Annotated in this window: 18 protein-coding genes; 12 read left to right on the forward strand and 6 right to left on the reverse strand. The window is 61.8% G+C overall.

Features of this window, described 5'->3' with window-relative positions:
• Nucleotides 1–5: 5 nt before the first annotated feature.
• Both parC and HZ99_RS20135 read left to right on the forward strand, forming a co-directional pair.
• Entirely contained in the window at nucleotides 6–2,270 is a 2,265-nt protein-coding gene (parC, locus tag HZ99_RS20130) for a DNA topoisomerase IV subunit A (protein WP_038445570.1), read from the forward strand.
• A gap of 176 nt (nucleotides 2,271–2,446) precedes the next feature.
• A complete protein-coding gene (locus HZ99_RS20135; RefSeq protein WP_038445572.1) occupies nucleotides 2,447–3,154 on the forward strand; it encodes a PqiC family protein in 708 nt (235 codons plus the stop codon).
• Nucleotides 3,155–3,360: 206 nt separating this feature from the next.
• On the opposite strand, the gene HZ99_RS20140 is transcribed toward HZ99_RS20135, so the two are convergent.
• Nucleotides 3,361–4,893 (reverse strand): AhpA/YtjB family protein, encoded by a 1,533-nt coding sequence (locus tag HZ99_RS20140; RefSeq protein WP_038445574.1) that lies wholly within the window; start codon nucleotides 4,891–4,893, stop codon nucleotides 3,361–3,363.
• Nucleotides 4,894–5,026: 133 nt separating this feature from the next.
• On the opposite strand from HZ99_RS20140, the gene serB reads away from it, so the two are divergent.
• Nucleotides 5,027–6,238: a phosphoserine phosphatase SerB gene (gene serB / locus HZ99_RS20145; protein WP_038445576.1), complete on the forward strand. Its 1,212-nt coding sequence runs from the start codon at nucleotides 5,027–5,029 to the stop codon at nucleotides 6,236–6,238.
• A 133-nt stretch (nucleotides 6,239–6,371) separates the two neighbouring features.
• On the opposite strand, the gene asd is transcribed toward serB, so the two are convergent.
• From asd to HZ99_RS20160, 3 genes are read right to left on the reverse strand one after another with little or no spacing between them, the layout of a single operon-like run.
• Nucleotides 6,372–7,232 (reverse strand): archaetidylserine decarboxylase, encoded by an 861-nt coding sequence (gene asd, locus HZ99_RS20150; protein ID WP_038445577.1) that lies wholly within the window; start codon nucleotides 7,230–7,232, stop codon nucleotides 6,372–6,374.
• 16 nt (nucleotides 7,233–7,248) lie between these two features.
• Nucleotides 7,249–8,064 (reverse strand): rhodanese-like domain-containing protein, encoded by an 816-nt coding sequence (locus HZ99_RS20155; RefSeq protein WP_038445578.1) that lies wholly within the window; start codon nucleotides 8,062–8,064, stop codon nucleotides 7,249–7,251.
• A 57-nt stretch (nucleotides 8,065–8,121) separates the two neighbouring features.
• Nucleotides 8,122–9,657, reverse strand: coding sequence for an HDOD domain-containing protein (locus tag HZ99_RS20160; protein WP_038445579.1), 1,536 nt, complete (start codon nucleotides 9,655–9,657; stop codon nucleotides 8,122–8,124).
• Between the two features lie 166 nt (nucleotides 9,658–9,823).
• Here HZ99_RS20160 and motA point away from each other — a divergent pair, with 166 nt between their 5' ends.
• Together motA and motB are read left to right on the forward strand one after the other, a co-directional pair.
• Nucleotides 9,824–10,675 carry a flagellar motor stator protein MotA gene (motA, locus tag HZ99_RS20165; protein WP_038445580.1) on the forward strand — a complete coding sequence of 284 codons (852 nt, stop codon included), beginning with the start codon at nucleotides 9,824–9,826 and terminating at the stop codon, nucleotides 10,673–10,675.
• Between the two features lie 3 nt (nucleotides 10,676–10,678).
• Entirely contained in the window at nucleotides 10,679–11,701 is a 1,023-nt protein-coding gene (motB, locus tag HZ99_RS20170; RefSeq protein WP_038445581.1) for a flagellar motor protein MotB, read from the forward strand.
• Nucleotides 11,702–11,834: 133 nt separating this feature from the next.
• Here the strand turns inward: motB and rsgA are convergent, their stop codons facing one another.
• A complete protein-coding gene (gene rsgA, locus HZ99_RS20175) occupies nucleotides 11,835–12,866 on the reverse strand; it encodes a small ribosomal subunit biogenesis GTPase RsgA (RefSeq protein WP_038445582.1) in 1,032 nt (343 codons plus the stop codon).
• Between the two features lie 106 nt (nucleotides 12,867–12,972).
• Here rsgA and orn point away from each other — a divergent pair, with 106 nt between their 5' ends.
• Complete coding sequence (gene orn / locus HZ99_RS20180; RefSeq protein ID WP_034105723.1) at nucleotides 12,973–13,515, forward strand: oligoribonuclease; 543 nt, start codon at nucleotides 12,973–12,975, stop codon at nucleotides 13,513–13,515.
• 175 nt (nucleotides 13,516–13,690) lie between these two features.
• Nucleotides 13,691–14,305, forward strand: a complete 615-nt coding sequence (locus HZ99_RS20185) for a trimeric intracellular cation channel family protein (RefSeq protein ID WP_169851492.1) — start codon at nucleotides 13,691–13,693, stop codon at nucleotides 14,303–14,305.
• On the opposite strand, the gene queG is transcribed toward HZ99_RS20185, so the two are convergent.
• Complete coding sequence (queG, locus tag HZ99_RS20190) at nucleotides 14,287–15,366, reverse strand: tRNA epoxyqueuosine(34) reductase QueG (RefSeq protein ID WP_038445583.1); 1,080 nt, start codon at nucleotides 15,364–15,366, stop codon at nucleotides 14,287–14,289. The genes HZ99_RS20185 and queG overlap by 19 nt on opposite strands.
• A gap of 63 nt (nucleotides 15,367–15,429) precedes the next feature.
• Here queG and HZ99_RS20195 point away from each other — a divergent pair, with 63 nt between their 5' ends.
• From HZ99_RS20195 to miaA, 5 genes are read left to right on the forward strand one after another with little or no spacing between them, the layout of a single operon-like run.
• Nucleotides 15,430–16,290, forward strand: coding sequence for an NAD(P)H-hydrate dehydratase (locus tag HZ99_RS20195; RefSeq protein ID WP_038445584.1), 861 nt, complete (start codon nucleotides 15,430–15,432; stop codon nucleotides 16,288–16,290).
• On the forward strand, nucleotides 16,278–16,745 hold the full coding sequence (gene tsaE / locus HZ99_RS20200; RefSeq protein WP_038445585.1) for a tRNA (adenosine(37)-N6)-threonylcarbamoyltransferase complex ATPase subunit type 1 TsaE: 468 nt from the start codon (nucleotides 16,278–16,280) through the stop codon (nucleotides 16,743–16,745). Before HZ99_RS20195 ends, tsaE begins: the two co-directional genes overlap by 13 nt.
• A 17-nt stretch (nucleotides 16,746–16,762) precedes the next feature.
• Complete coding sequence (locus HZ99_RS20205; RefSeq protein ID WP_038448137.1) at nucleotides 16,763–18,184, forward strand: N-acetylmuramoyl-L-alanine amidase; 1,422 nt, start codon at nucleotides 16,763–16,765, stop codon at nucleotides 18,182–18,184.
• A 14-nt stretch (nucleotides 18,185–18,198) separates the two neighbouring features.
• Nucleotides 18,199–20,097, forward strand: a complete 1,899-nt coding sequence (gene mutL / locus HZ99_RS20210) for a DNA mismatch repair endonuclease MutL (RefSeq protein WP_162473205.1) — start codon at nucleotides 18,199–18,201, stop codon at nucleotides 20,095–20,097.
• Nucleotides 20,097–21,068 (forward strand): tRNA (adenosine(37)-N6)-dimethylallyltransferase MiaA, encoded by a 972-nt coding sequence (gene miaA, locus HZ99_RS20215; protein ID WP_038445587.1) that lies wholly within the window; start codon nucleotides 20,097–20,099, stop codon nucleotides 21,066–21,068. Before mutL ends, miaA begins: the two co-directional genes overlap by 1 nt.
• Nucleotides 21,069–21,071 lie beyond the last annotated feature (3 nt).

Here is a 21,071-nt window from a genome sequence, read left to right on the forward strand (position 1 = left end):
CCCGCATGAGTGACATCCTTGCAGACAGCTTAGACGGCGTAGAGCGCCGGTCGCTGGCTGACTTCACCGAAAATGCCTACCTCAACTACTCCATGTACGTGATCATGGACCGCGCCCTGCCGCATATCGGCGACGGCCTGAAACCGGTACAGCGGCGCATTATCTACGCCATGAGTGAGTTGGGCCTGGACGCAGACTCCAAGCACAAGAAGTCGGCGCGTACCGTTGGTGACGTGCTCGGCAAGTTCCACCCCCACGGCGACTCGGCGTGCTACGAAGCCATGGTGCTGATGGCCCAGCCATTCAGCTACCGCTACACCCTCGTCGATGGCCAGGGCAACTGGGGGGCGCCGGATGATCCCAAGTCGTTCGCCGCCATGCGTTACACCGAAGCGCGGCTGTCGCGGTATTCCGAAGTGCTGCTCAGCGAGCTGGGCCAGGGCACCGCCGATTGGGGCCCGAACTTCGACGGCACCCTCGACGAGCCGCTGGTCTTGCCGGCGCGCCTGCCGAATATCCTGCTCAACGGCACCACCGGCATTGCCGTGGGCATGGCCACCGACGTGCCGCCGCACAACCTGCGCGAAGTTGCCACGGCCTGCGTGCGCCTGCTCGATGAGCCCAAGGCTACGGTCGAGCAGCTGTGTGAGCATATCCAGGGCCCGGATTACCCGACCGAAGCGGAAATCATCACGCCACGTGCCGACCTGCTGAAAATGTACGAGACCGGCAAGGGCTCGGTGCGCATGCGTGCGGTGTACCACGTCGAAGATGGCGACATCATTGTCACCGCCTTGCCGCACCAGGTCTCCGGCGCCAAGGTGCTGGAACAGATTGCCGCGCTGATGCAGGCCAAACCGTCGAAGTTGCCGCAAGTGGCTGACCTGCGTGACGAGTCCGACCACGAAAATCCCTGCCGTATCGTGATCATCCCGACCAACAGCCGGGTCGATCACGAAGTGCTGATGCAACATCTGTTCGCCAGCACGGACCTGGAGTCCAGCTACCGGGTCAACGTCAACATCATCGGCCTGGACGGCAAGCCGCAGCTGAAAAACCTGCGCAACCTGCTGGTGGAGTGGCTGGAGTTCCGGGTGCAGACTGTGCGCCGCCGCCTGCAATTCCGCCTGGACAAGGTCGAGCGTCGCCTGCACCTGTTGGACGGCTTGTTGATTGCCTACCTCAACCTGGATGAAGTGATCCACATCATCCGCACCGCCGAGCACCCGAAAGCCGAGTTGATCGCGCGTTTCGAGCTGAGCGAGATCCAGGCCGACTACATCCTCGATACCCGCCTGCGCCAGTTGGCGCGTCTGGAAGAGATGAAGTTGCGCGACGAGCAGGATGCGTTGCTCAAGGAACAAGCCAAGCTGCAAGCGCTGCTGGGCAGCGAGGCCAAGCTCAAGAAGCTGGTGCGCAGCGAACTGATCAAAGATGCAGAAACCTATGGCGATGATCGCCGTTCGCCGATTGTCGAGCGTGCCGAAGCCAAGGCCCTTACCGAAACCGAGTTGTTGCCCAACGAGAAAATTACCGTCGTTCTGTCGGAAAAGGGTTGGGTTCGTTCCGCCAAGGGGCATGATATTGACGCCACCGGCTTGTCGTACAAGGCTGGCGATGGGTTCAAGACCTCTGCGGCCGGGCGCTCCAACCAGTTTGCGGTGTTTATCGACTCCACCGGACGCAGTTATTCGGTGCCGGCTCATACCTTGCCGTCTGCACGAGGCCAGGGCGAACCGTTGACCGGGCGCCTGACGCCGCCACCAGGGGCAAATTTTGAATGTGTGCTGTTGCCTGATGATGACTCGCTGTATGTCATCGCCTCCGACGCCGGCTACGGCTTCGTGGTCAAGGGCGAGGACTTGCAGGCCAAGAACAAGGCGGGCAAGGCCCTGTTGAGCCTGCCCAACAACGCCAAGGTGATCCTGCCGCGTCCGGTCGAGGACCGCGAAAGCAATTGGCTGGCATCGGTGACCACCGAAGGGCGCTTGCTGGTGTTCAAGATCAGCGACCTGCCGCAGCTGGGCAAGGGCAAGGGCAACAAGATCATTGGGATTCCAGGGGAGCGGGTGGCCAGTCGCGAAGAGTATGTGACCGACATCGCGGTGATCCCGGAAGGTTCGACCCTGGTGCTCCAGGCCGGTAAACGGACGCTGTCCCTGCGTCCCGACGACCTTGAGCACTACAAGGGCGAGCGTGGGCGCCGAGGGAATAAGCTGCCCCGTGGTTTCCAGCGGGTGGATGCATTGTTGGTCGAAACACCTGCTTAAAGCGATGTAGAGCACCCGATCTACGATTTAACCCGTAGATCGGCGCTTTCGCGCTGGAGTCATGGCGCATATTCACGGATGATATGGCCTTTCCAGCGCCGGCGTGGCTGAGCGCGTATAGGTTATTTTTAGTATTACATTGTGGTTTGCCTTGTGGCAGCCACCTGGATGGGATGATGACTGCTCCACGCCTTCCTTTATTTTTGATGCTCGCTGGCCTTTTGGGGTTGGCGGGTTGCACCACGCATCAACCGGTGTCGCTGTACCAGTTGGACAGCGGAAGTCCGGCCCAGCCTGCGCAAAGTGCTGGTATGGCGGTGTTGCTCGGGCCGGTCGTGGTTGCCGATTATCTGCAGCGTGAGACCCTGCTGCAGCGCCAGGACGATGGCAGCCTGCAAGGCTCCATCGACGGCCGTTGGGCCGGTAGCCTGTCGTCGGATATCAATCAATTGATGTTGCGCCAGGTAGCTGGCCACCTGGACAGCCAACGTGTAGTGCTGTCGCCGGCGCCCACCAGCTTTGCACCGGATGTGCAGGTGTTGCTGACCATCACGCGCCTGGACTCCGGGGCTACGCAGCCGGCCATCCTTGATGCGCAATGGCGCCTGATCGACCGCCGCGGCCAGGTGCGGGACAACCGCATCGTGCATCTGCAGGAGCAGCATGCGGGCAGTACTGCTTCCCAGGTCCAGGCCCAGGGTGTGTTGTTGCAGCGTCTGGCCGAACAGCTGTCGGTTGCTCTCAAGCCGTTGGCCAACCAGCCACCGATTGCCGAAGCCCCGCGCAAGCAGGCCCCGGCGCCTGCCAAGCCGGCAGCACCGGAAAAGCCGAAGATCCCGATGGCTTCGCCGATTCGCACGGACATGGAGGTGTATCGCTTCTGATCAAAGTTGCAGACAAACAAAGGCCCGCTGAGTAAGCGGGCCTTTTTTGTGTGTCCGTGATTTAAGCCACGATGAAGATCAACTGTGGGAGCGGGCTTGCCCGCGATGACGGTGTGCCAGTCCATACATGTGGTGGCTGATCCACCGCGATCGCGAGCAAGCTCGCTCCCACACAAACCGCACCTACATTGGCTGCGCGGTGTGCTTTAGGGTTTGTTCCGAGTCTCATGCATCCGCGCCAGCTGGCGTTCGAGCATCGACGGATAAGGCTCCATCAACCGCTCTACACAGCACGCGCCTTCCGGGCTGGCAATCGGGCGAATGCGTGCGCGTTGGCGAATCAGCGTGTCGTCGCTGATCTTGCGCTCCACCAGCAGCAGGTTGCGGCTGTGTTGCGACAAGGCCAGGGCATCCTGGGCGTTTTCGGTGAGCAGCAGATCGATCTGGCTCATGCCATACAGATCGTCGCCCAATGTCAGGCCCAGTTGCAGCTGCAGGGTGATGCCGCTATCAGCGACTTCGATCTGCAATGCATGGCCCAAGGCGCGCAGCAACTCACCGCAGCAGATGGCATTGGTCAGGTAATCTTCGCCGCTGTCTTCGCTGTGGAACAGCATCAACGTGCTGCCATCGTTCAGAGTGTGCAGCTCGCTTTGGTATAGCGAGGCCGCCTGGTCGAGGCAGTCGCGATAGCGCTCCAGCAGTTCGGTCAGGCGTGCGCGGGGCAGGCGGCGCAGCTGTTCCTGGGCGCCCAGTTGCACGGCCAGCACCGCGCTGTGTTGTGGCTGGCTGTTGTGTACGGCCGCAGGCTTGGGCACGGCTACCTGGCTGGGGGCCGAATCGTCGCGCAAGTCGGCAAATGGATCTTCATCCTCCAGATCGTCCTCGTCTGCCTTGATTGCCGTGCGCGGGGCCGGCTTGAGGCCGGCGACCGGGGCCGACTCGTCGAAGCGCGGATCGCGCAGGTTGCGTACCTCGAACTCGGGTTCGTCGTCGTAATCGGCGTCATCCAGCGCCGGTTCAGGCTCGACGTGCTTCACGGCGGGCTCCGGGGCAAAACTGGTGTGCAACTGGCGGGCAAGGTCGCCGATCTCATCCTGGCGGTCGGTGGCCGGGGTGTGCTCGTCGATGTCGCGCAGCCAGATACGCAGTTGCATCAGGGGCGTGGAGATATGCCGGCCCAGACGCAGGCTCAAGGCGAGGGCCAAGGCCAGCAGGATCGCACTGAGGATGCCCATGCTTTGCAGGCTGATGGTCATTGGCTGCTGGAACTGTTGCATGTCCAGGCTGATGCGCAACTGGCCGGCTTTTACATCCTGAAACGTGATATTGCTCTGGTACAGGCCTTCGGCCTCACCCAGCAGGCCGTTTTTCGGGCGCTGCCCGGCTTCGGCCATGATCCGGTTGTCCACGCTGTAGATGGCGGCGTGGGCCACCAGCGGGTTCTTGGTCAGGTTGTTGAGCAGCACGTTGAGGCTGAGGATGTCATTGGACACCAACAGCTCGGTCGCCGAGGTGGCGGTCTGGGTCGTCAAGCTCTCGCCCAGGGCGTCGGCTTGCTCGTGCATGGCCTGTTTGAACTGCAAACCCATCACGCAGGCATAGATCACCAGGGCCAGGGCGACCAGGATCACGTTATGGCTGGCAATGCGTAATGCAATCGGTACACGGCGGTGGCGCAGTGCCCGGAAGATCAGCAGGAAGAAGTTATCGGTTTTTACTGGCGTGGGCCGGTTCACTTGCGCTCGGCTCTTGGTCCGTGAAGTTGACGCGCAGTATAGCGACAGGCCCAAGGCCGGCAAAGCGCTGGCTGTGCCCGATGGTCACTGAAAGTGGGTAGAATGCGGTTTTTTTCCAGCTCGGGGGTGCGCTTTGCGCGAAATTGTCCTGATTAACATCACCGGTGAGGACCGTCCGGGTCTTACCGCAGCCATTACCGGTGTTCTGGCCCAGGGTGGTGTGAGCATTCTCGACATCGGCCAGGCCGTGATCCACGACACCCTGTCGTTTGGCATCCTGGTAGAGATTCCGAGCACCGAGCAGGCCTCGTCTGTGCTCAAGGACATCCTGTTTACGGCCTATAAGTTGGATCAGCAGGTGCGCTTCACCCCGGTCTCCGAAGAGGATTACCAGCACTGGGTGACCGGCCAAGGCAAGAAGCGCCATATCGTCACGCTGTTGACGCGCAAAGTGACGGCTGAACAACTGCAGCGGGTCAGTTCGATCACCGCTCAATATGGCTTGAACATCGACCATATCGACCGTCTGTCGGGTCGTATGCCGCTGGACACTCCCGCTGACCAGGGCAAGGGCTGTATCGAGTTCTCGGTGCGCGGCGAACCGGCGGATCCGCAGGCTTTGCGCGCCGAGTTCCTCAGCGTGGCCCAGGAGCTGAACGTGGATATCGCCTTCCAGGAAGACTCGCTGTTTCGCCGCAATCGCCGTCTGGCGGTATTCGACATGGACTCGACGCTGATCGAAGCCGAAGTCATCGACGAGTTGGCCAAGGCCGCCGGAGTGGGCGAGCAAGTGTCCGAGATCACTGAACGCGCGATGGCGGGCGAGTTGGACTTTCGCGCCAGCTTCAAGGAACGCCTGGCGCTGCTCAAGGGCCTGGACGTCAATGTGCTGGACTCCATCGGCGCCTCCCTGCGCTTGACCGAAGGCGCTGAAACCCTGTTTGCCGAACTCAAGCGCCTGGGCTACAAGACCGCGATCCTGTCGGGTGGCTTTACCTACTTCGCCAAGCAATTGCAGGCCAAGCTGGGCATCGACTATGTGTTCGCCAACGAGTTGGAAGTGGTGGACGGCAAGGTGACGGGCGTGGCGGTGGAGCCGATTGTCGACGCGCAACGCAAAGCCGACCTGCTGCGGGAACTGGCACACAAGGAAGGTTTGCGCCTGGAGCAGACGATTGCGGTCGGCGATGGCGCCAATGACCTGCCGATGTTGGCAATCGCCGGTTTGGGCGTGGCATTCCGTGCCAAGCCACTGGTCAAGCAATCGGCCAAGCAGGCGATTTCGACGCTGGGGCTGGACGGTGTGCTGTATCTGTTGGGCTTTCGCGACCGCGACGGCCAATAACGACAGAAACGCGGTCAAAAATGTGGGAGCGGGCTTGTTCGCGAAGGCGGTGTGTCAGTCAACTAAGGTGTCTGCTGTCACACCGCCTTCGCGAGCAAGCCCGCTCCCACATTTGATTTTCGCTGTATTCGGATCAGGCTTTCGGCAGCGCGATAGCCTGGCCCATCTGCACCGGCGTACCTGCCGTCAGTTCTTGCGCCCACTGCACCTGATCCGGCCCAAACAATACGATAGCGGTCGAACCCAGTTTGAAACGCCCCAGTTCCGCACCTTTTTCCAGGTGGATCGGTGCGCGGGCGGCTTCGTCGTAACGGAAGGTTTTCAGCTCGCGCTTGGGCGGCGTCACCAGCCCGGCCCATACGGTCTCAATCGACGCCACAATCATCGCGCCGACCAATACCACAGCCATCGGGCCGCGCTCGGTATCGAACAGGCAGACAACACGCTCGTTACGCGCAAACAACTCCGGCACGTTTTCGGCTGTGGTCTGGTTGACCGAGAAAATTCGTCCAGGCACGTAGACCATTTCCCGTAGGGTGCCAGCCAGTGGCATGTGTACGCGGTGGTAGTCCTTCGGTGACAGGTAGATGGTGGCAAAGTCGCCGCCCATGAACGGTGCAGCAACGGCGGCGTCGCCACCGAGCAATTCCAGCACGCTGAAACTGTGGCCCTTGGCCTGGAACACGCGACCGTGCTCGATCGGGCCGAGCTGGCTGACGGCGCCGTCTGCCGGGCTCAGCACTGCGCCCGGGGTTGGGTCCAGTGGGCGGGCGCCGTCTTTCAGGGCGCGGGTGAAGAAGGCGTTGAAGTGCTCGTAAGCGGTCACGTCTTCCACCAGGGCCTGGGACATATCCACCTGATAGCGCTTGGCAAACCAGGTGGTGAAGGCATTTTTGAACCAGCGCACGCGGCATTCGGCAATGCAGCCGGCCAGGCGCGACAGCAGATGGTGGGGCAGCAGGTACTGGCTGAGGATAAACAAACGCTTTTTCATGAACTGTCCTTAAACCTTAAATCTCGACGGGGGTGTCAGGGTGGTTGCCCCATTCGCCCCAGGAACCGGCATAACCTTTGACTCGCGGATAACCGAGCGCCTTGGCCACCAGGTAGGTGAAGCCAGAACGGTGGTGAGTCTGGCAGTGGGTAATGATTTCTTTGTCTTTGGTCAGGCCCAGGCCTTCGAGGATCTGCGGCATGTCACGGCGGATCCGCAGGTTGCGCGCCTTGTCCATGCCGGCGGTCCACTCGAAGTGCACTGCGCCGGGGATATGCCCACCCTTGGCGGCGAGGACTTTTTCACCGGTGTATTCCAGCGGGCCACGGGCATCCCAGATGCCCAGGTCGGCGGCGCCGAGGCGGCTTTGCAGGTACTCGCGGGTAGCGGTGGGCTCGTCGTGCAGGGTCAGGCTGACCGGCCCACCGACAGGGGCGGCCACCTCGGTGGAGACGGGATGCTGTTCATCCAGCCACGCCAGCAGGCCACCATCGAGGTAGTGATACTTTTTGTGGCCGATCACGTCGAGCAACCAGATAAACCGTCCGGCCCAGCCGCCGCCTTCGTCGTCATACACCACGTAGGTGGCATCCGGGGAGTGACCCAGTTCGCCGAACAACTTCTCCAGGTCGGCCTTGGCCGGCAGCAGCCCCGGTGCCGGTGGCTGGCCCAGTTGGGTGCGCTTGGGATCAACGAAGTGCGCGCCGGGGATATGCCCCTGGGCATAGCGGGGGGCGCTGGTCAGGTCCACCAGAATCAACTGTTCGGCGGCGAGACGGCCAAGCAGGTCGCTGGGCTCGATCACCAGCGGCAAGCCAGAAAAGTCAGGCATGTGAGATCTCCCGGGCACTCGGTTGGGCAATAGAAGAGGGCGATTGTAACGCAAGCATCAGGCGCTGCGGTTGGTAAAGCAGTGCAGGGCTTTCTCGATGCATTGGGCGGTCTTGCCGAAGGCCTGCACGGTGGTTTCGGAAAGCGGCCCGCCACCCTGGTCAGCAATCATCAGCATTACCACCCGGCCATTACAGCTCAGGGAGCGCAACAGCAGGTGCTCGCCCATGAACAGGCGCCGCAACGGGGCAGGCAGCAGCGCTGCGAATTGTGCGTGATTGTCCGGGTTGAGTCGCACTTGCGCAGACTTCTCCAGCAAGCGTTGCAGCAGTGTGCTTTGTGCGGCTTCAAGCGTCAGGTTGGCAGCATCCTTGGGCAGACCATCGACCTGATGCACCCGCAACGTGGCCAAGGCCTTGTCGGCCATCAGCAGCATGATGCGCTGCATGCCGCTGGCCACCAGGGCCTCCTTGGCGCAGGTGGTCAAGTGCATGGCGTTGGCGAAGCGGCTGGGCTCCACCAGCAGCTCGCTGCAACGCTTGCGCCAGATCGCCAGGGCTTCGGCGGTCGGTGGTGGTGCTGGCAGAAGGCCATGATGGACGCGCTGCACATGCCACGGCCAGATCAGTGCCAACGCTGGATGCCAGAGGCCGGCAGTCAAGGTATGGCGGGCGCTGATCACGGCTTGTTGGTGCACCTGTTGCTGCACGTCGGCCAACGGTTGCTGCAGGTACAGTGCGGTGAGGTATTGCCAGCGCTGGGTGTGCGGGCAGGTCCAGGATTCCTGGGCGGCCAGCGCCATGCCATTGGCCAGCAGCACGGTGTTGGCCGGTTGGTTCAGCCAGCGGCGCAATGCCGGATCATCATCGAGTTTTTGCTGCTGGCTCAAGGGCACTTCATCGCGGGCGATGTGCAGTGCCTTGACCAGCAAGCGTTGTTCCTTGAGCAGCAATTGGTAGCCCTGGGACACCCAGATCGGCAGGCGCCAGGCCTCGGTCAACCCCAGGCACAGTTCCAGCAGGCGCACGCCAAACAGTTCCAGCTCGACCTTGCGTGCCGATTGGCCCTTGTGGATGACCCGCAGCTCCCATTCTTCCAGGAGCTTGGGGTAGGCAACGGCCATCGGCCACAGCGGCGAGAGAAACAGCAGGCTGCCCCAATGAATATCCTGCCACAGGCGCGCCAGGCGGCTGGCGAACAGGCCGCTGGCTTGCTGCGAGGCGTGCTGGCTGACCAGTTGCAGTTGGCGCAGGGCCGCGGGGATTTCAGTGAGGGGCACTGACGGCAGGCGCGCGAGCAATTCTTCGGTGCGCTTCAGGCCGAGACGGTTGATTGCCACTTCAAGGTTTTCTGCGGGCTCTGCCAGGCTGTCGTGAGCCTGGTTGTTGGCTTCGCGCATGACGCTCAGGACCAGTGCCGGGCTGTCTTGCATCAGCTCTGCAATATCTCGCAACGAACGGCGGCTGTCGCCGATGGCCTTGCACACCGCAACGTGGCTCGCTTGCGGGACGGGCAGGTGTACCGCGTCCAGATGCTTGATCCAGCCAGCCAGGGAGTTGGGTTTTGCCGTTGGGATTGTCGTTTCGTTTGCCATGATTGGGGCGCGATCATCACTTGCGGTCAACACGCCCGGAGTGGGCCGAACTGGCTTTTCGCCTTAACGGGCTATAGTCTGGCGCAGTTTTGCCGATAAGTAGAAGAAGAGTTTTTAGATCTTCCGAATATGTCCATGAACCCGACGGCGCAAGTACTCATCTCCTATGGCTAAAATTATCGGCATCATCGTCGTCATCGCAAGCGTGCTCGGCGGATACGTTCTGTCCCACGGTAAAATCGCTGCGCTGATCCAGCCCTTCGAAGTGCTGATCATCGGCGGTGCGGCGTTTGGCGCTTTCCTGCAGGCTAACCCAAGCTACATGACCATGCATGTGGTCAAAAAGTCGCTGGGCATGTTCGGTTCGCGTTTTTCCCACACCTTCTACCTGGAAGTGCTGGGCCTGGTCTACGAGATCCTCAACAAGAGCCGCCGCGAAGGCATGATGGCCATCGAGGCTGATATCGAGGACGCCGCGGCGAGCCCGATCTTCGCCAAGTACCCGGCCGTGCTCAAAGACGATCGCATGACCGCTTACATCTGTGACTACTTGCGCATCATGTCCTCCGGCAACATGGCCCCGCACGAGCTGGAAGGCCTGTTCGACATGGAGTTGTTCAGCCTCAAGGAAGAACTTGAACACCCCTCCCATGCCGTGACCGGCATCGCCGACGGCATGCCCGGTTTCGGTATTGTCGCGGCGGTACTGGGGATTGTGGTGACCATGGCGTCCCTGGGTGAGGGCGATCAGGCCGCAATCGGCATGCACGTGGGGGCGGCGTTGGTGGGGACCTTCTTCGGTATCCTCGCGGCCTACGGCTTCTTTGGTCCGCTGGCCACTTCCCTGGCCCATGATGCCAAGGAAGAGCTGAATATCTACGAGGCGATCAAGGCGTCGCTGGTGGCTTCGGCTTCCGGTATGCCGCCCTCCCTGGCGGTGGAATTCGGGCGCAAGGTGCTGTATCCGAAGCACCGTCCGAGCTTTGCCGAGCTGGAACAAGCAGTCCGCGGTCGCTAAGCCATGGAAAACAACCAGCCAATTATCATCAAGCGCGTCAAGCGCTTCGCTGCCGGGCACCACGGTGGTGCCTGGAAAATCGCGTTCGCTGACTTTGCGACGGCAATGATGGCGTTCTTCCTGGTGCTGTGGCTGATGTCCACCGCGACGCCGGAACAGAAAATCGCCATTGCCGGTTATTTCAAGGACCCCATCGGTTTCTCCGAAAGTGGTACGCCGTTTGTGATCGACCTGGGTGGCTCGCCAGAGTTGGCTCCTGAGCGCACCATCAACCCGGAAGTCCAGACCGAATCTCCCCAGGAAAACATCCCGATCGAACGCCAGACCGTCGAGAACCTGGCTGAACAGGTCGAGCAGGAGCGCCTGGAGTTGTTGCTGCAAGAGCTGCAGAACAAGGTCGACGAGAACCCGCAACTGCAGAAGTTCAAGGATCAGATCCACTTCCAGATCACCCCGGATGGCTTGCGTATCCAGATCATGGATGCTGCCAATCGGCCGATGTTCGATTCTGGCAGTGCGCGCCTGAAGCCCTACTTTGAAGACATCCTGCTGGCCATGGCCGATACCATCAAGGCGGTGCCGAACAAGATCAGCGTCAGCGGCCACACCGATGCCAAGCCGTATTCGGGCCTGGGGGATTTCGGTAACTGGGAGCTGTCCGCCAACCGCGCCAACGCCGCCCGCCGTGCCCTGGTGGCTGGCAGTTATCCGGACACCCAGGTAGCGCGTGTGGTGGGTTTTGCTTCATCACAGCTGTTTGATGCCCAGGACCCGTTCAACCCGGTCAACCGGCGCATCGATATCGTGGTGCTGACCAAAAAGGCCCAGCGTGCCATTGAAGGTGATCAGGGTGCCCCCGCGCCAGTGCCAACCCAGGGCGATGGCGCTCCGGGTGAAGTCCCGGTGGACCCGAATGCCCTGCCACCAGAGCAGGAGCCGTTGCCGGCCCATGAGTTGCGGCAGAAGCTGAATCTGTTTGATGAGGGAGGGGTGAAGGCTCCCGGAGAAGCCCCGGCCGGGAGCTGAAGCGGTTTGTGCAGGAGCGGGCTTGTGTGGGAGCGGGCTTGCTCGCGAAAGCGGTGGGTCAGCCAACCTGAATGTTTGCTGGGCCGACGTCTTCGCGAGCAAGCCCGCTCCCACACAAGCGTGTGCCTACAGCTTAATAGCTGCTTTCTGGCAAGCTGGCGATGATCGAGCGGTAGCTGTTCATGCGTTGCTGTTGTACGCGCCCATCTTCCAGGGCCTTGAGCAAGGCACAGCCGGGTTCGCGGTCATGCTTGCAGTCGCGGAAACGGCAGGTACCGATCAAGTCGTTGAACTCGATGAAACCTGCTTCCACATCGCTACGGCTGACGTGGCCCAGGCCGAATTCACGGATACCGGGTGAGTCGATCAACTCGCCGCCGCCCGGGAAGTGAAACAGGCGTGCGGTGGTGGTGGTGTGCGTGCCCTGGCCGGACAGTTCCGACAGCGGGCCGACGCGGGTCTCGACTTCCGGTAGCAGGCTGTTGACCAGCGACGACTTGCCCACGCCCGACTGGCCGACGAACACGCTGATGCGCCCATCCAGTTGTTGTTGCAACTGTTCCATGCCATTGCCATGGTGCGCCGAGACTTCCAGCACCGGGTAACCCAACTGCCGATAAACCGCGAGCAGCGCATTCAGCGCCGGGGCGTTCTGTTCGTCAATCAGGTCGAATTTGTTCAGCAGCAACAGCGGGCGGATGCCGGCGTGTTCGGCGGCCACCAGGTAGCGGTCGATCAGGTTGGCGTGGGGCTCAGGCAGTGGAGCGAAGACGATGACAATCATGTCGACGTTGGCCGCCACCGGCTTGAGTTGGCCGCGGCTGTCGGGGCGACGCAGTTCGGTGGTGCGCGGCAGTTGCGCGACGATCACCCCGATGCCCTGGTTGCCGGCACGCCAGACCACTTTGTCGCCGGTTACCAGCGCAGGCAGGTTGGCGCGCAGGTGGCAGCGGAACACTTCGCCGGCCAGCTCGCCTTCCAGGGCCTCGACTTCGACCTGCACTCCAAAGTGCGCGATCACCAGGCCCGTTTGCTCGGGGCCCAGGTCGCCACCCTCCAGCGCTTCCACGGCAGAGGATTCACGTTTGGCGGCGCGGGCAGCGCGTTCACCCTGGATTTTTTCGATGCGCCAGTTTTGGCGGCGGTTGAGCTGGCGTTTGGCCATTGGTGTTCCGTGTCGATAATGCAAAGGTTGGATAAAACGGTCGCGAGTCTAGCACGCCCCGCCTGCTAAACTGCGCAGCTACGCCAAGGTGCCAAGGAACCACGACATGCAAAACCCACAGAACCTGATTTGGATCGATCTGGAAATGACCGGTCTGAACCCAGACACCGACGTCATCATCGAGATGGCGACCATTGTCACCGACAGCAACCTCAACACCTTGGCCGAAGGTCCGGTGATCGCCATCCACCACAGCGACGCGGTGCTGGCCACCATGGATGAGTGGAACACCCGCACCCACGGCAACTCGGGCTTGACCCAGCGCGTGCGCGACAGTCGCATCAGCATGGCCGAGGCTGAGGCGCAGACCATCGCTTTCCTGGAAAAGTGGGTGCCCAAGGGCAAGTCGCCGATCTGTGGCAACAGCATCTGCCAGGATCGCCGCTTCCTCTATACCCACATGAAGGCGCTGGAAAGCTACTTCCACTACCGCAACCTTGATGTGTCGACTTTGAAAGAACTGGCCGCGCGCTGGGCGCCGGAGGTCAAGGACAGCTTCCACAAGGGCAGCACTCACCTGGCCCTGGACGATATCCGCGAGTCGATTGCCGAGTTGCAGCATTACCGCAAGCATTTCATCAAGGCTTGAATTGGAGCGGGGCGGCGTCCCTTGTAGGCGTCCGGCTTGCCGGCGATGGCATCCTCAAGGGCCCTGTCGCCGGCAAGCCGGGCTCCTGCAGGGATGCTCGCGTGGGTTTTCTGAGCGCCCCCTTTTGGTGCCCTTGCCAAATGATTAGACTGCGCGCCTCTTTGCAAGGATCGCCATCATGTTGCTGATGCTCTACCTCATCGCCATCACCGCCGAAGCCATGACCGGCGCCTTGTCGGCTGGCCGGCGCGGCATGGACTGGTTTGGCGTGGTGCTGATTGCCTGCGTGACGGCGCTGGGTGGTGGTTCAGTGCGTGACGTGCTGCTCGGCCATTACCCGCTGACCTGGGTCAAGCACCCGGAATACCTGGTGCTGACCTCGGTGGCGGCCTTGGTGACGATCTTTATCGCCCCGCTGATGCGCCACCTGCGTTCCCTGTTTTTGGCCCTGGATGCCGTGGGCCTGGTGGCCTTTACCCTGATTGGCTGCATGACCGCACTGGAGATGGGCCACGGCATGCTGGTGGCCTCGGTCAGTGGCGTCATCACTGGGGTATTCGGTGGAATCCTGCGGGATATTTTCTGCAACGACATCCCGCTGATCTTCCGTCGCGAGCTGTACGCCAGCGTGTCGTTCCTCGCCGCCTGGTGCTACATGCTGTGCATCTATCTGGAACTGCCCAGCGAGCAAGCGATCCTGTTGACCCTGTTCAGCGGTTTCCTGTTGCGTCTGTTGGCAATCCGTTTTCACTGGGAAATGCCCAAGTTCGTCTACAACGACGAGCACTGACGCGTCGCATGCTGGTTCAGCGCCCATTCCACATGTTCGCGGACCAGTTCGGAGGGGTAATCCCGGCGCGCCTTCAAGGCCTCCAGCACGGGAATGCTGGAGGGCGCATTCCCCAGTCCCACCGCCAGGTTGCGCAACCAGCGTTCATAACCGGCGCGGCGCAGCGGCGAGCCCTCGGTGCTGCTGAGGAATTTATCCTCATCCCACATAAATAACTCGGCCAGTGCGGCGTTATCCAGATTGTGGCGTGGCTTGAAATCGCTTTCTCCTGAGGGGCGGGCGAAACGATTCCACGGGCAAACGATCTGACAGTCATCACAGCCAAACACGCGGTTGCCGATCAGCGGTCGCAGATCCTCGGGGATGGCGCTCTTGAGTTCAATGGTCAGGTAGGAAATGCAGCGCCGGGCGTCCAGCACATAGGGCCCGACGAAGGCATTGGTCGGGCAGATATCCAGGCAGGCCGTGCAGCGGCCGCAGTGTTCGGTACTGTGAGGCGGGTCGATGGGCAGCGGCAGGTCGACAAACAGTTCACTGAGGAAGAAGTAGCTGCCGGCCTTGCGGTTGAGGACCAGGGTGTTTTTGCCGATCCAGCCCAGCCCGGCCTTTTCAGCAATGGCTTTTTCCAGCACCGGGGCGCTGTCGACAAAGGCGCGAAAACCAAACGGGCCGATCTGGGCCTGGATGCGGTCGGCCAGTTGCTGCACACGCTTGCGGATCAGCTTGTGGTAGTCGCGGCCCAAGGCGTAGCGGGAGATATAGGCTTTTTCGGGTTGGGCCAGCAGTTGCGCCATTTGTGTGTCGCCAGGCAGGTAGTCCATGCGCAGGGACACCACGCGTAAGGTGCCGGGCACCAGTTCGTCCGGGTGCGAGCGTTTGCTGCCATGGGCGCCCATGTAGTCCATCTCGCCGTGATAGCCCGCGTCGAGCCAGCGCTGCAGGTGCTGTTCATGCTCGGCCAGGTCCAGGCCGCTGATGCCGACTTGTTGAAAGCCCAACTCGCGGCCCCAGTCTTTGATCGATTGGGCGAGGGCAGGCAGATCGGTGGTAATAGCAGGCATGAGACGAGAGAAACCGCAGGTTAGATGCGTATAATTCTGCCAGACATCGGAGCTTGAAGACGCATGCCGCAGACAAAACACGAAATAACCGACGTTCAGCCCCTGTTGCCCGGCCATTTGCCGCAACTGGCTGCGCGCTCCCCAGCGGCCCACAAGGGCCAGTTTGGCCACGTCCTGGTGATTGGCGGCGACCATGGTTTTGGCGGCGCGGCGCTGCTGAGTGCCGAAAGTGCCCTGCGCAGTGGTGCTGGCCTAGTGTCCCTGGCGATCCGCAGTGAACACGTTCCGGCCGCCCTGGCTCGGTTGCCGGAAGTCATGGCGCGGGGCGTGCATTCGGCCAATCAGTTGATGGGCTTGCTGGAAAAAGTCTCGGTGATCGTTATCGGCCCAGGCCTGGGCGACATGGCGTGGGGCAAAAGCCTGCTGTCGGTGGCGGCCAATGCCCGGCAACCCCAGGTCTGGGATGCTGACGCTTTGAACCTGCTGGCTGCAGGCCATGTCAATCTGCCGGCCGATTGCGTGATCACTCCGCACCCGGGGGAAGCGGCGCGGCTGATGGGGATCTCGACAGCCGAGGTTCAGGCCGACCGGCTTAAGGTGGCGCGCGCGCTGAGCCAGAAATTCAATGCAGTCACGGTGCTCAAGGGGGCTGCTAGCCTGATCGCCAGCCCGGATGGACGTGTGGCGCGTTGTGATCAGGGGCATCCGGCCATGGCTTCGGCGGGCCTGGGTGATGTGCTCGCGGGCCTTGTCGGTGCATTGCTGGCCCAAGGCATGCCGGGGTTCGAGGCCGCCAGCCTGGCGGTGTGGTTGCATGCCGCGGCGGGCGATCGCCAGGGCGCCTTTGGCCGAGGCCTGGCTGCCAGCGACCTGATTCCCGCCATTCGTCAGTTGTTGGAGGAGCAGTCACCGTGTCTGAAGTAACGCTGTTTATTGCGGATGAAGAGGCCATGGTGGCTTTTGGCAAACGCATTGCCGAAATCACCCGGGGCGCGGGCCTGATTTTTCTGCAAGGGGATCTTGGAGCCGGCAAAACCACGCTGTCGCGCGGCATCATTCGCGGGCTTGGGCATACCGGCGCGGTGAAAAGTCCGACCTTCACCCTGGTAGAACCTTACGAGATCGGTGACGTGCGGGCGTTCCATTTCGACCTGTATCGCCTGGTGGATCCTGAGGAATTGGAGTACATGGGCATCCGTGATTACTTCGACGGCGACGCTTTATGCCTGATCGAGTGGCCGGACAAAGGCACAGGCTTTTTGCCAAAGCCCGACCTGACCATTACCATTACCCCGCATGAGCATGGACGTCAGTTGAAATTGTTGTCCCAGAGCGCGCGCAGTGAGTCCTGGTGTGCCGCTTTGGCTTTGGAATTCTAATAATGGGTGGGTTAGGTATGCGCTTTCGCGCGTTGGTTGCTGTCGTGGGGGTGTTGCTTGCGGCAATGACTGTCAATGCTCTGGCCGTTTCACAGGTAAAAAGTGTGCGCCTGTGGCGAGCACCGGATAACACGCGACTGGTGTTCGACCTGTCTGGCCCCGTCCAGCACAGCGTCTTTACCCTGACGGCCCCTGATCGCCTGGTGATCGACATCAACGGTGCGACCCTGGCCGCGCCCTTGAAGGTCTCCACTGCCAACACGCCGATTACCGCGATGCGTTCGGCCCAGCGCACACCGACCGACCTGCGGGTGGTCATCGACCTGAAGAAGGTCGTCACGCCCAAGAGTTTTTCCCTCGCGCCGAATGCCCAGTATGGCAACCGTCTGGTGGTCGATCTGTTTGACAATCCGGCCGACGCCGCGCCAACCCCGGCGCCGACCCCTGCTGTTGCCACGACACCTGCCGTGCCGGTCAACCCCGCCCAGCCCCAGGTCAAGTTGCCACCGCTGCCGCCAGCGCCGGCCGGCAAGCGTGACGTGATCGTGGTGATCGACGCCGGCCATGGCGGTGAAGACCCGGGCGCTTCCGGCTCCCGTGGCCAGCACGAAAAAGACGTGGTCCTGGCCATCGCCCGTGAACTGCAGCGCCAGATCAACGGGATGAAAGGCTACCGCGCCGAATTGACCCGTACCGGTGACTACTTCATCCCATTGCGTGGGCGCACTGAAATCGCCCGTAAGAAGGGCGCCGACCTGTTTGTCTCGATCCACGCCGACGCCGCACCGTCCAAGGCGGCCTTTGGCGCTTCGGTGTTTGCCCTGTCGGATCGCGGTGCCACATCCGAGACCGCACGCTGGCTGGCCGACAGCGAAAACCGTTCCGACTTGATCGGTGGTGCCGGCAACGTGTCCCTGGATGACAAGGACCGCATGCTTGCAGGTGTGTTGCTGGATTTGTCGATGACCGCCTCGCTGACCTCCAGCCTGAACGTCGGGCAGAAAGTGCTGAGCAACATGGGCCGGGTCACGCCGCTGCACAAGCAACGGGTGGAGCAGGCCGGGTTTATGGTGCTCAAGTCGCCGGATATCCCGTCGATCCTGGTCGAAACCGGTTTTATCTCCAACGCCAACGAAGCCAACAAGCTGGCCAGTGCCAGCCACCAGCAGGCGCTGGCACGCTCGATCAGCGCTGGCGTGCGCCAGTTCTTCCAGCAGAACCCGCCACCGGGCACCTATATCGCCTGGCTGCGGGACTCCGGGAAGATTGCCCAGGGCCCGCGTGACCACCGGGTGCAGCCTGGCGACACCCTGGCCATGCTGGCGGTACGCTTCCAGGTGTCGGCCGCTACATTGCGTAGCGCCAACAGCCTGAAAACCGACGAACTGAAAGTCGGCCAGGTGTTGACCATCCCTGGCACTGAATTGGCAGCACAGTAATGAGCGAATCGGTATTGAACAGCGCCTCACGCATCGAACTGCTCAGCCCGCGGCTGGCCAACCAGATCGCAGCGGGTGAAGTCGTCGAGCGGCCAGCCTCGGTGATCAAGGAGCTGCTGGAAAACAGCCTCGACTCCGGTGCCAGGCGCGTTGACGTGGATGTGGAACAGGGCGGGGTCAAGCTGCTACGGGTGCGTGACGACGGTAGCGGGATTTCTTCCGATGACCTGCCACTGGCGCTGGCGCGCCATGCCACCAGCAAGATCCGTGACCTGGAAGACCTTGAGCGGGTGATGAGCCTGGGCTTTCGGGGGGAGGCGCTGGCGTCGATCAGCTCGGTGGCACGCCTGACCTTGACCTCCCGCACCCGAGGCGCCGAACAGGCCTGGCAGGTAGAGACCGAGGGCCGCGACATGGCCCCTCGGGTTCAGCCAGCGGCCCATCCGGTAGGCACTTCGGTGGAAGTGCGCGACCTGTTCTTCAATACCCCGGCGCGGCGCAAATTCCTCAAGGCTGAAAAGACCGAATTCGATCACCTGCAAGAAGTCATCAAGCGCCTGGCCCTGGCCCGTTTCGATGTGGCTTTCCATCTTCGCCACAACGGCAAGACCATCCTCAGCCTGCACGAAGCCAACGACGATGCCGCGCGCGCCCGACGCGTGTCGGCAATCTGCGGTGCGGGCTTCCTGGAACAAGCGCTGCCGATTGAAATTGAGCGCAATGGCCTGCATTTGTGGGGCTGGGTCGGCCTGCCGACGTTCTCCCGCAGCCAGGCAGACCTGCAGTACTTCTTTGTGAATGGCCGCGCGGTGCGCGACAAGCTGGTGGCCCATGCGGTGCGCCAGGCCTATCGCGACGTGCTGTTTAATGGCCGGCATCCAACCTTTGTGCTGTTTTTTGAAGTGGACCCGGCAGTAGTCGACGTCAACGTACACCCGACCAAGCACGAGGTGCGCTTTCGTGACGGGCGCATGGTCCACGACTTCCTCTATGGCACCTTGCACCGCGCCCTGGGCGATGTGCGTCCGGATGATCAGCTGGCCGCGCCGATTGCTACGGCCGTCGTCCGCCCGACAGGGCCCCAGGCTGGCGAGTTCGGGCCCCAGGGCGAAATGAGCCTGGCGGCCAACCTGCTGCAATCGCCGCAGGCCCAGCCAAGCTACCCGGCGGCGGGTTCCGGCGCGGGGGCGGGGTATCAATATCAGTACACCCCGCGTCCGCAATCGGCGGTGCCGGTGGCCGAGGCGCAGGCGGCCTATCGTGAGTTCTTTGCGCCGCTGCCCGGTGCCGAGCCGGGTGCAGTGGCCCTGCCGGAAGGTGGCGGTGATATTCCGCCCCTGGGTTATGCCCTGGCCCAGCTCAAGGGTATCTATATCCTTGCGGAAAACGCCCACGGCCTGGTGCTGGTGGACATGCACGCGGCCCACGAGCGGATCATGTATGAACGCCTGAAGATCGCCATGGCCAGTGAAGGTCTGAGCGGTCAGCCATTGCTGGTGCCAGAATCCCTGGCCGTCAGCCAGCGTGAAGCCGATTGTGCCGAGGAGCATCTGGCGGTGTTCCAGACGCTGGGTTTTGAATTGCAGCGCCTGGGCCCGGAGACCCTGGCGATCCGCCAGATCCCGGCCTTGCTCAAGCAGGCCGAGGCCAACCGGCTGGTGGCCGACGTGCTGGCCGACCTGATGGAGTACGGCACCAGTGACCGGATCCAGGCGCATATCAACGAACTGCTCGGCACCATGGCCTGCCACGGCGCAATCCGCGCCAACCGGCGCCTGGCACTGCCGGAAATGAATGGCCTGCTGCGGGACATGGAAAACACCGAACGCAGCGGCCAGTGCAACCACGGCCGCCCGACCTGGACCCAGATGGGCCTGGATGATCTGGACAAACTATTCCTGCGCGGCCGTTGATGAGCTCTCTACCTCCCGCCATCTTCCTGATGGGGCCGACGGCCGCTGGCAAGACCGACCTGGCTATCGAGCTGACCAAGGTGCTGCCCTGCGAGTTGATCAGCGTCGATTCAGCCCTGGTTTATCGGGATATGGATATTGGTACGGCCAAACCGTCCAAAGAGTTGTTGGCTGCTCATCCCCATCGTTTAATCGACATTATCGATCCGTCACAAAGCTACTCGGCGGCGGACTTTCGTAGTGATGCCCTTGCCGCCATGGCGCAAATCACTGCGCGGGGTAATATCCCGCTGCTGGTGGGCGGCACGATGCTCTATTACAAGGCGCTGCAGGACGGCCTTGCGGACATGCCGCCCGCCGATCCACAGGTGCGCGCCGAAATCGAAGAAGAGGCTGCACGTCTTGGCTGGCAGGCCCTGCATGACCAATTGGCAGCGATTGACCCGGTGTCTGCCGCGCGTATTCACCCCAACGACCCCCAGCGCCTGAGCCGGGCCCTGGAAGTCTGGCGCGTGAGTGGCCAGACGATGACGGCCCATCGCCTCAGACAATCTGCGCAAAGTACTGACGCAGGCACCTCTGGACCGGGACAATTGCCCTATACTGTCGCCAATCTGGCTATTGCTCCGGCGAATCGTCAGGTGCTGCATGAGCGAATTGCACAAAGATTCACAATTATGTTGGAACAGGGGTTCGTGGAGGAGGTCGTAGCACTGCGTTCAAGAGGTGATCTGCATCCGGGATTGCCTTCGATACGTGCTGTAGGCTACCGCCAAGTCTGGGATCACCTGGATGGCAAGCTGACGTCAGCCGAAATGCAGGAACGCGGCATTATTGCCACGCGCCAATTGGCAAAGCGCCAGTTCACTTGGCTACGCAGCTGGACTGACTTGCATTGGCTGGACAGTCTGGATTGCGACAATCTGTCACGCGCCTTGAAATACTTGGGAACGGTCTCCATATTGAGCTGAGTC

The organism is Pseudomonas fluorescens (assembly GCF_000730425.1).
Classification (GTDB): domain Bacteria; phylum Pseudomonadota; class Gammaproteobacteria; order Pseudomonadales; family Pseudomonadaceae; genus Aquipseudomonas; species Aquipseudomonas fluorescens_X.

Excerpts from the sequence above, each read along its gene's own strand:
- parC (WP_038445570.1), top strand. The coding sequence starts at position 6 with ATGAGTGACATCCTTGCAGACAGCTTAGACGGCGTAGAGCGCCGGTCG.
- HZ99_RS20135 (WP_038445572.1), top strand. The coding sequence starts at position 2,447 with ATGACTGCTCCACGCCTTCCTTTATTTTTGATGCTCGCTGGCCTTTTG.
- asd (WP_038445577.1), bottom strand. The coding sequence starts at position 7,232 with ATGAAAAAGCGTTTGTTTATCCTCAGCCAGTACCTGCTGCCCCACCAT.
- HZ99_RS20155 (WP_038445578.1), bottom strand. The coding sequence starts at position 8,064 with ATGCCTGACTTTTCTGGCTTGCCGCTGGTGATCGAGCCCAGCGACCTG.
- HZ99_RS20160 (WP_038445579.1), bottom strand. The coding sequence starts at position 9,657 with ATGGCAAACGAAACGACAATCCCAACGGCAAAACCCAACTCCCTGGCT.
- motA (WP_038445580.1), top strand. The coding sequence starts at position 9,824 with ATGGCTAAAATTATCGGCATCATCGTCGTCATCGCAAGCGTGCTCGGC.
- motB (WP_038445581.1), top strand. The coding sequence starts at position 10,679 with ATGGAAAACAACCAGCCAATTATCATCAAGCGCGTCAAGCGCTTCGCT.
- rsgA (WP_038445582.1), bottom strand. The coding sequence starts at position 12,866 with ATGGCCAAACGCCAGCTCAACCGCCGCCAAAACTGGCGCATCGAAAAA.
- orn (WP_034105723.1), top strand. The coding sequence starts at position 12,973 with ATGCAAAACCCACAGAACCTGATTTGGATCGATCTGGAAATGACCGGT.
- queG (WP_038445583.1), bottom strand. The coding sequence starts at position 15,366 with ATGCCTGCTATTACCACCGATCTGCCTGCCCTCGCCCAATCGATCAAA.
- HZ99_RS20195 (WP_038445584.1), top strand. The coding sequence starts at position 15,430 with ATGCCGCAGACAAAACACGAAATAACCGACGTTCAGCCCCTGTTGCCC.
- HZ99_RS20205 (WP_038448137.1), top strand. The coding sequence starts at position 16,763 with ATGCGCTTTCGCGCGTTGGTTGCTGTCGTGGGGGTGTTGCTTGCGGCA.
- miaA (WP_038445587.1), top strand. The coding sequence starts at position 20,097 with ATGAGCTCTCTACCTCCCGCCATCTTCCTGATGGGGCCGACGGCCGCT.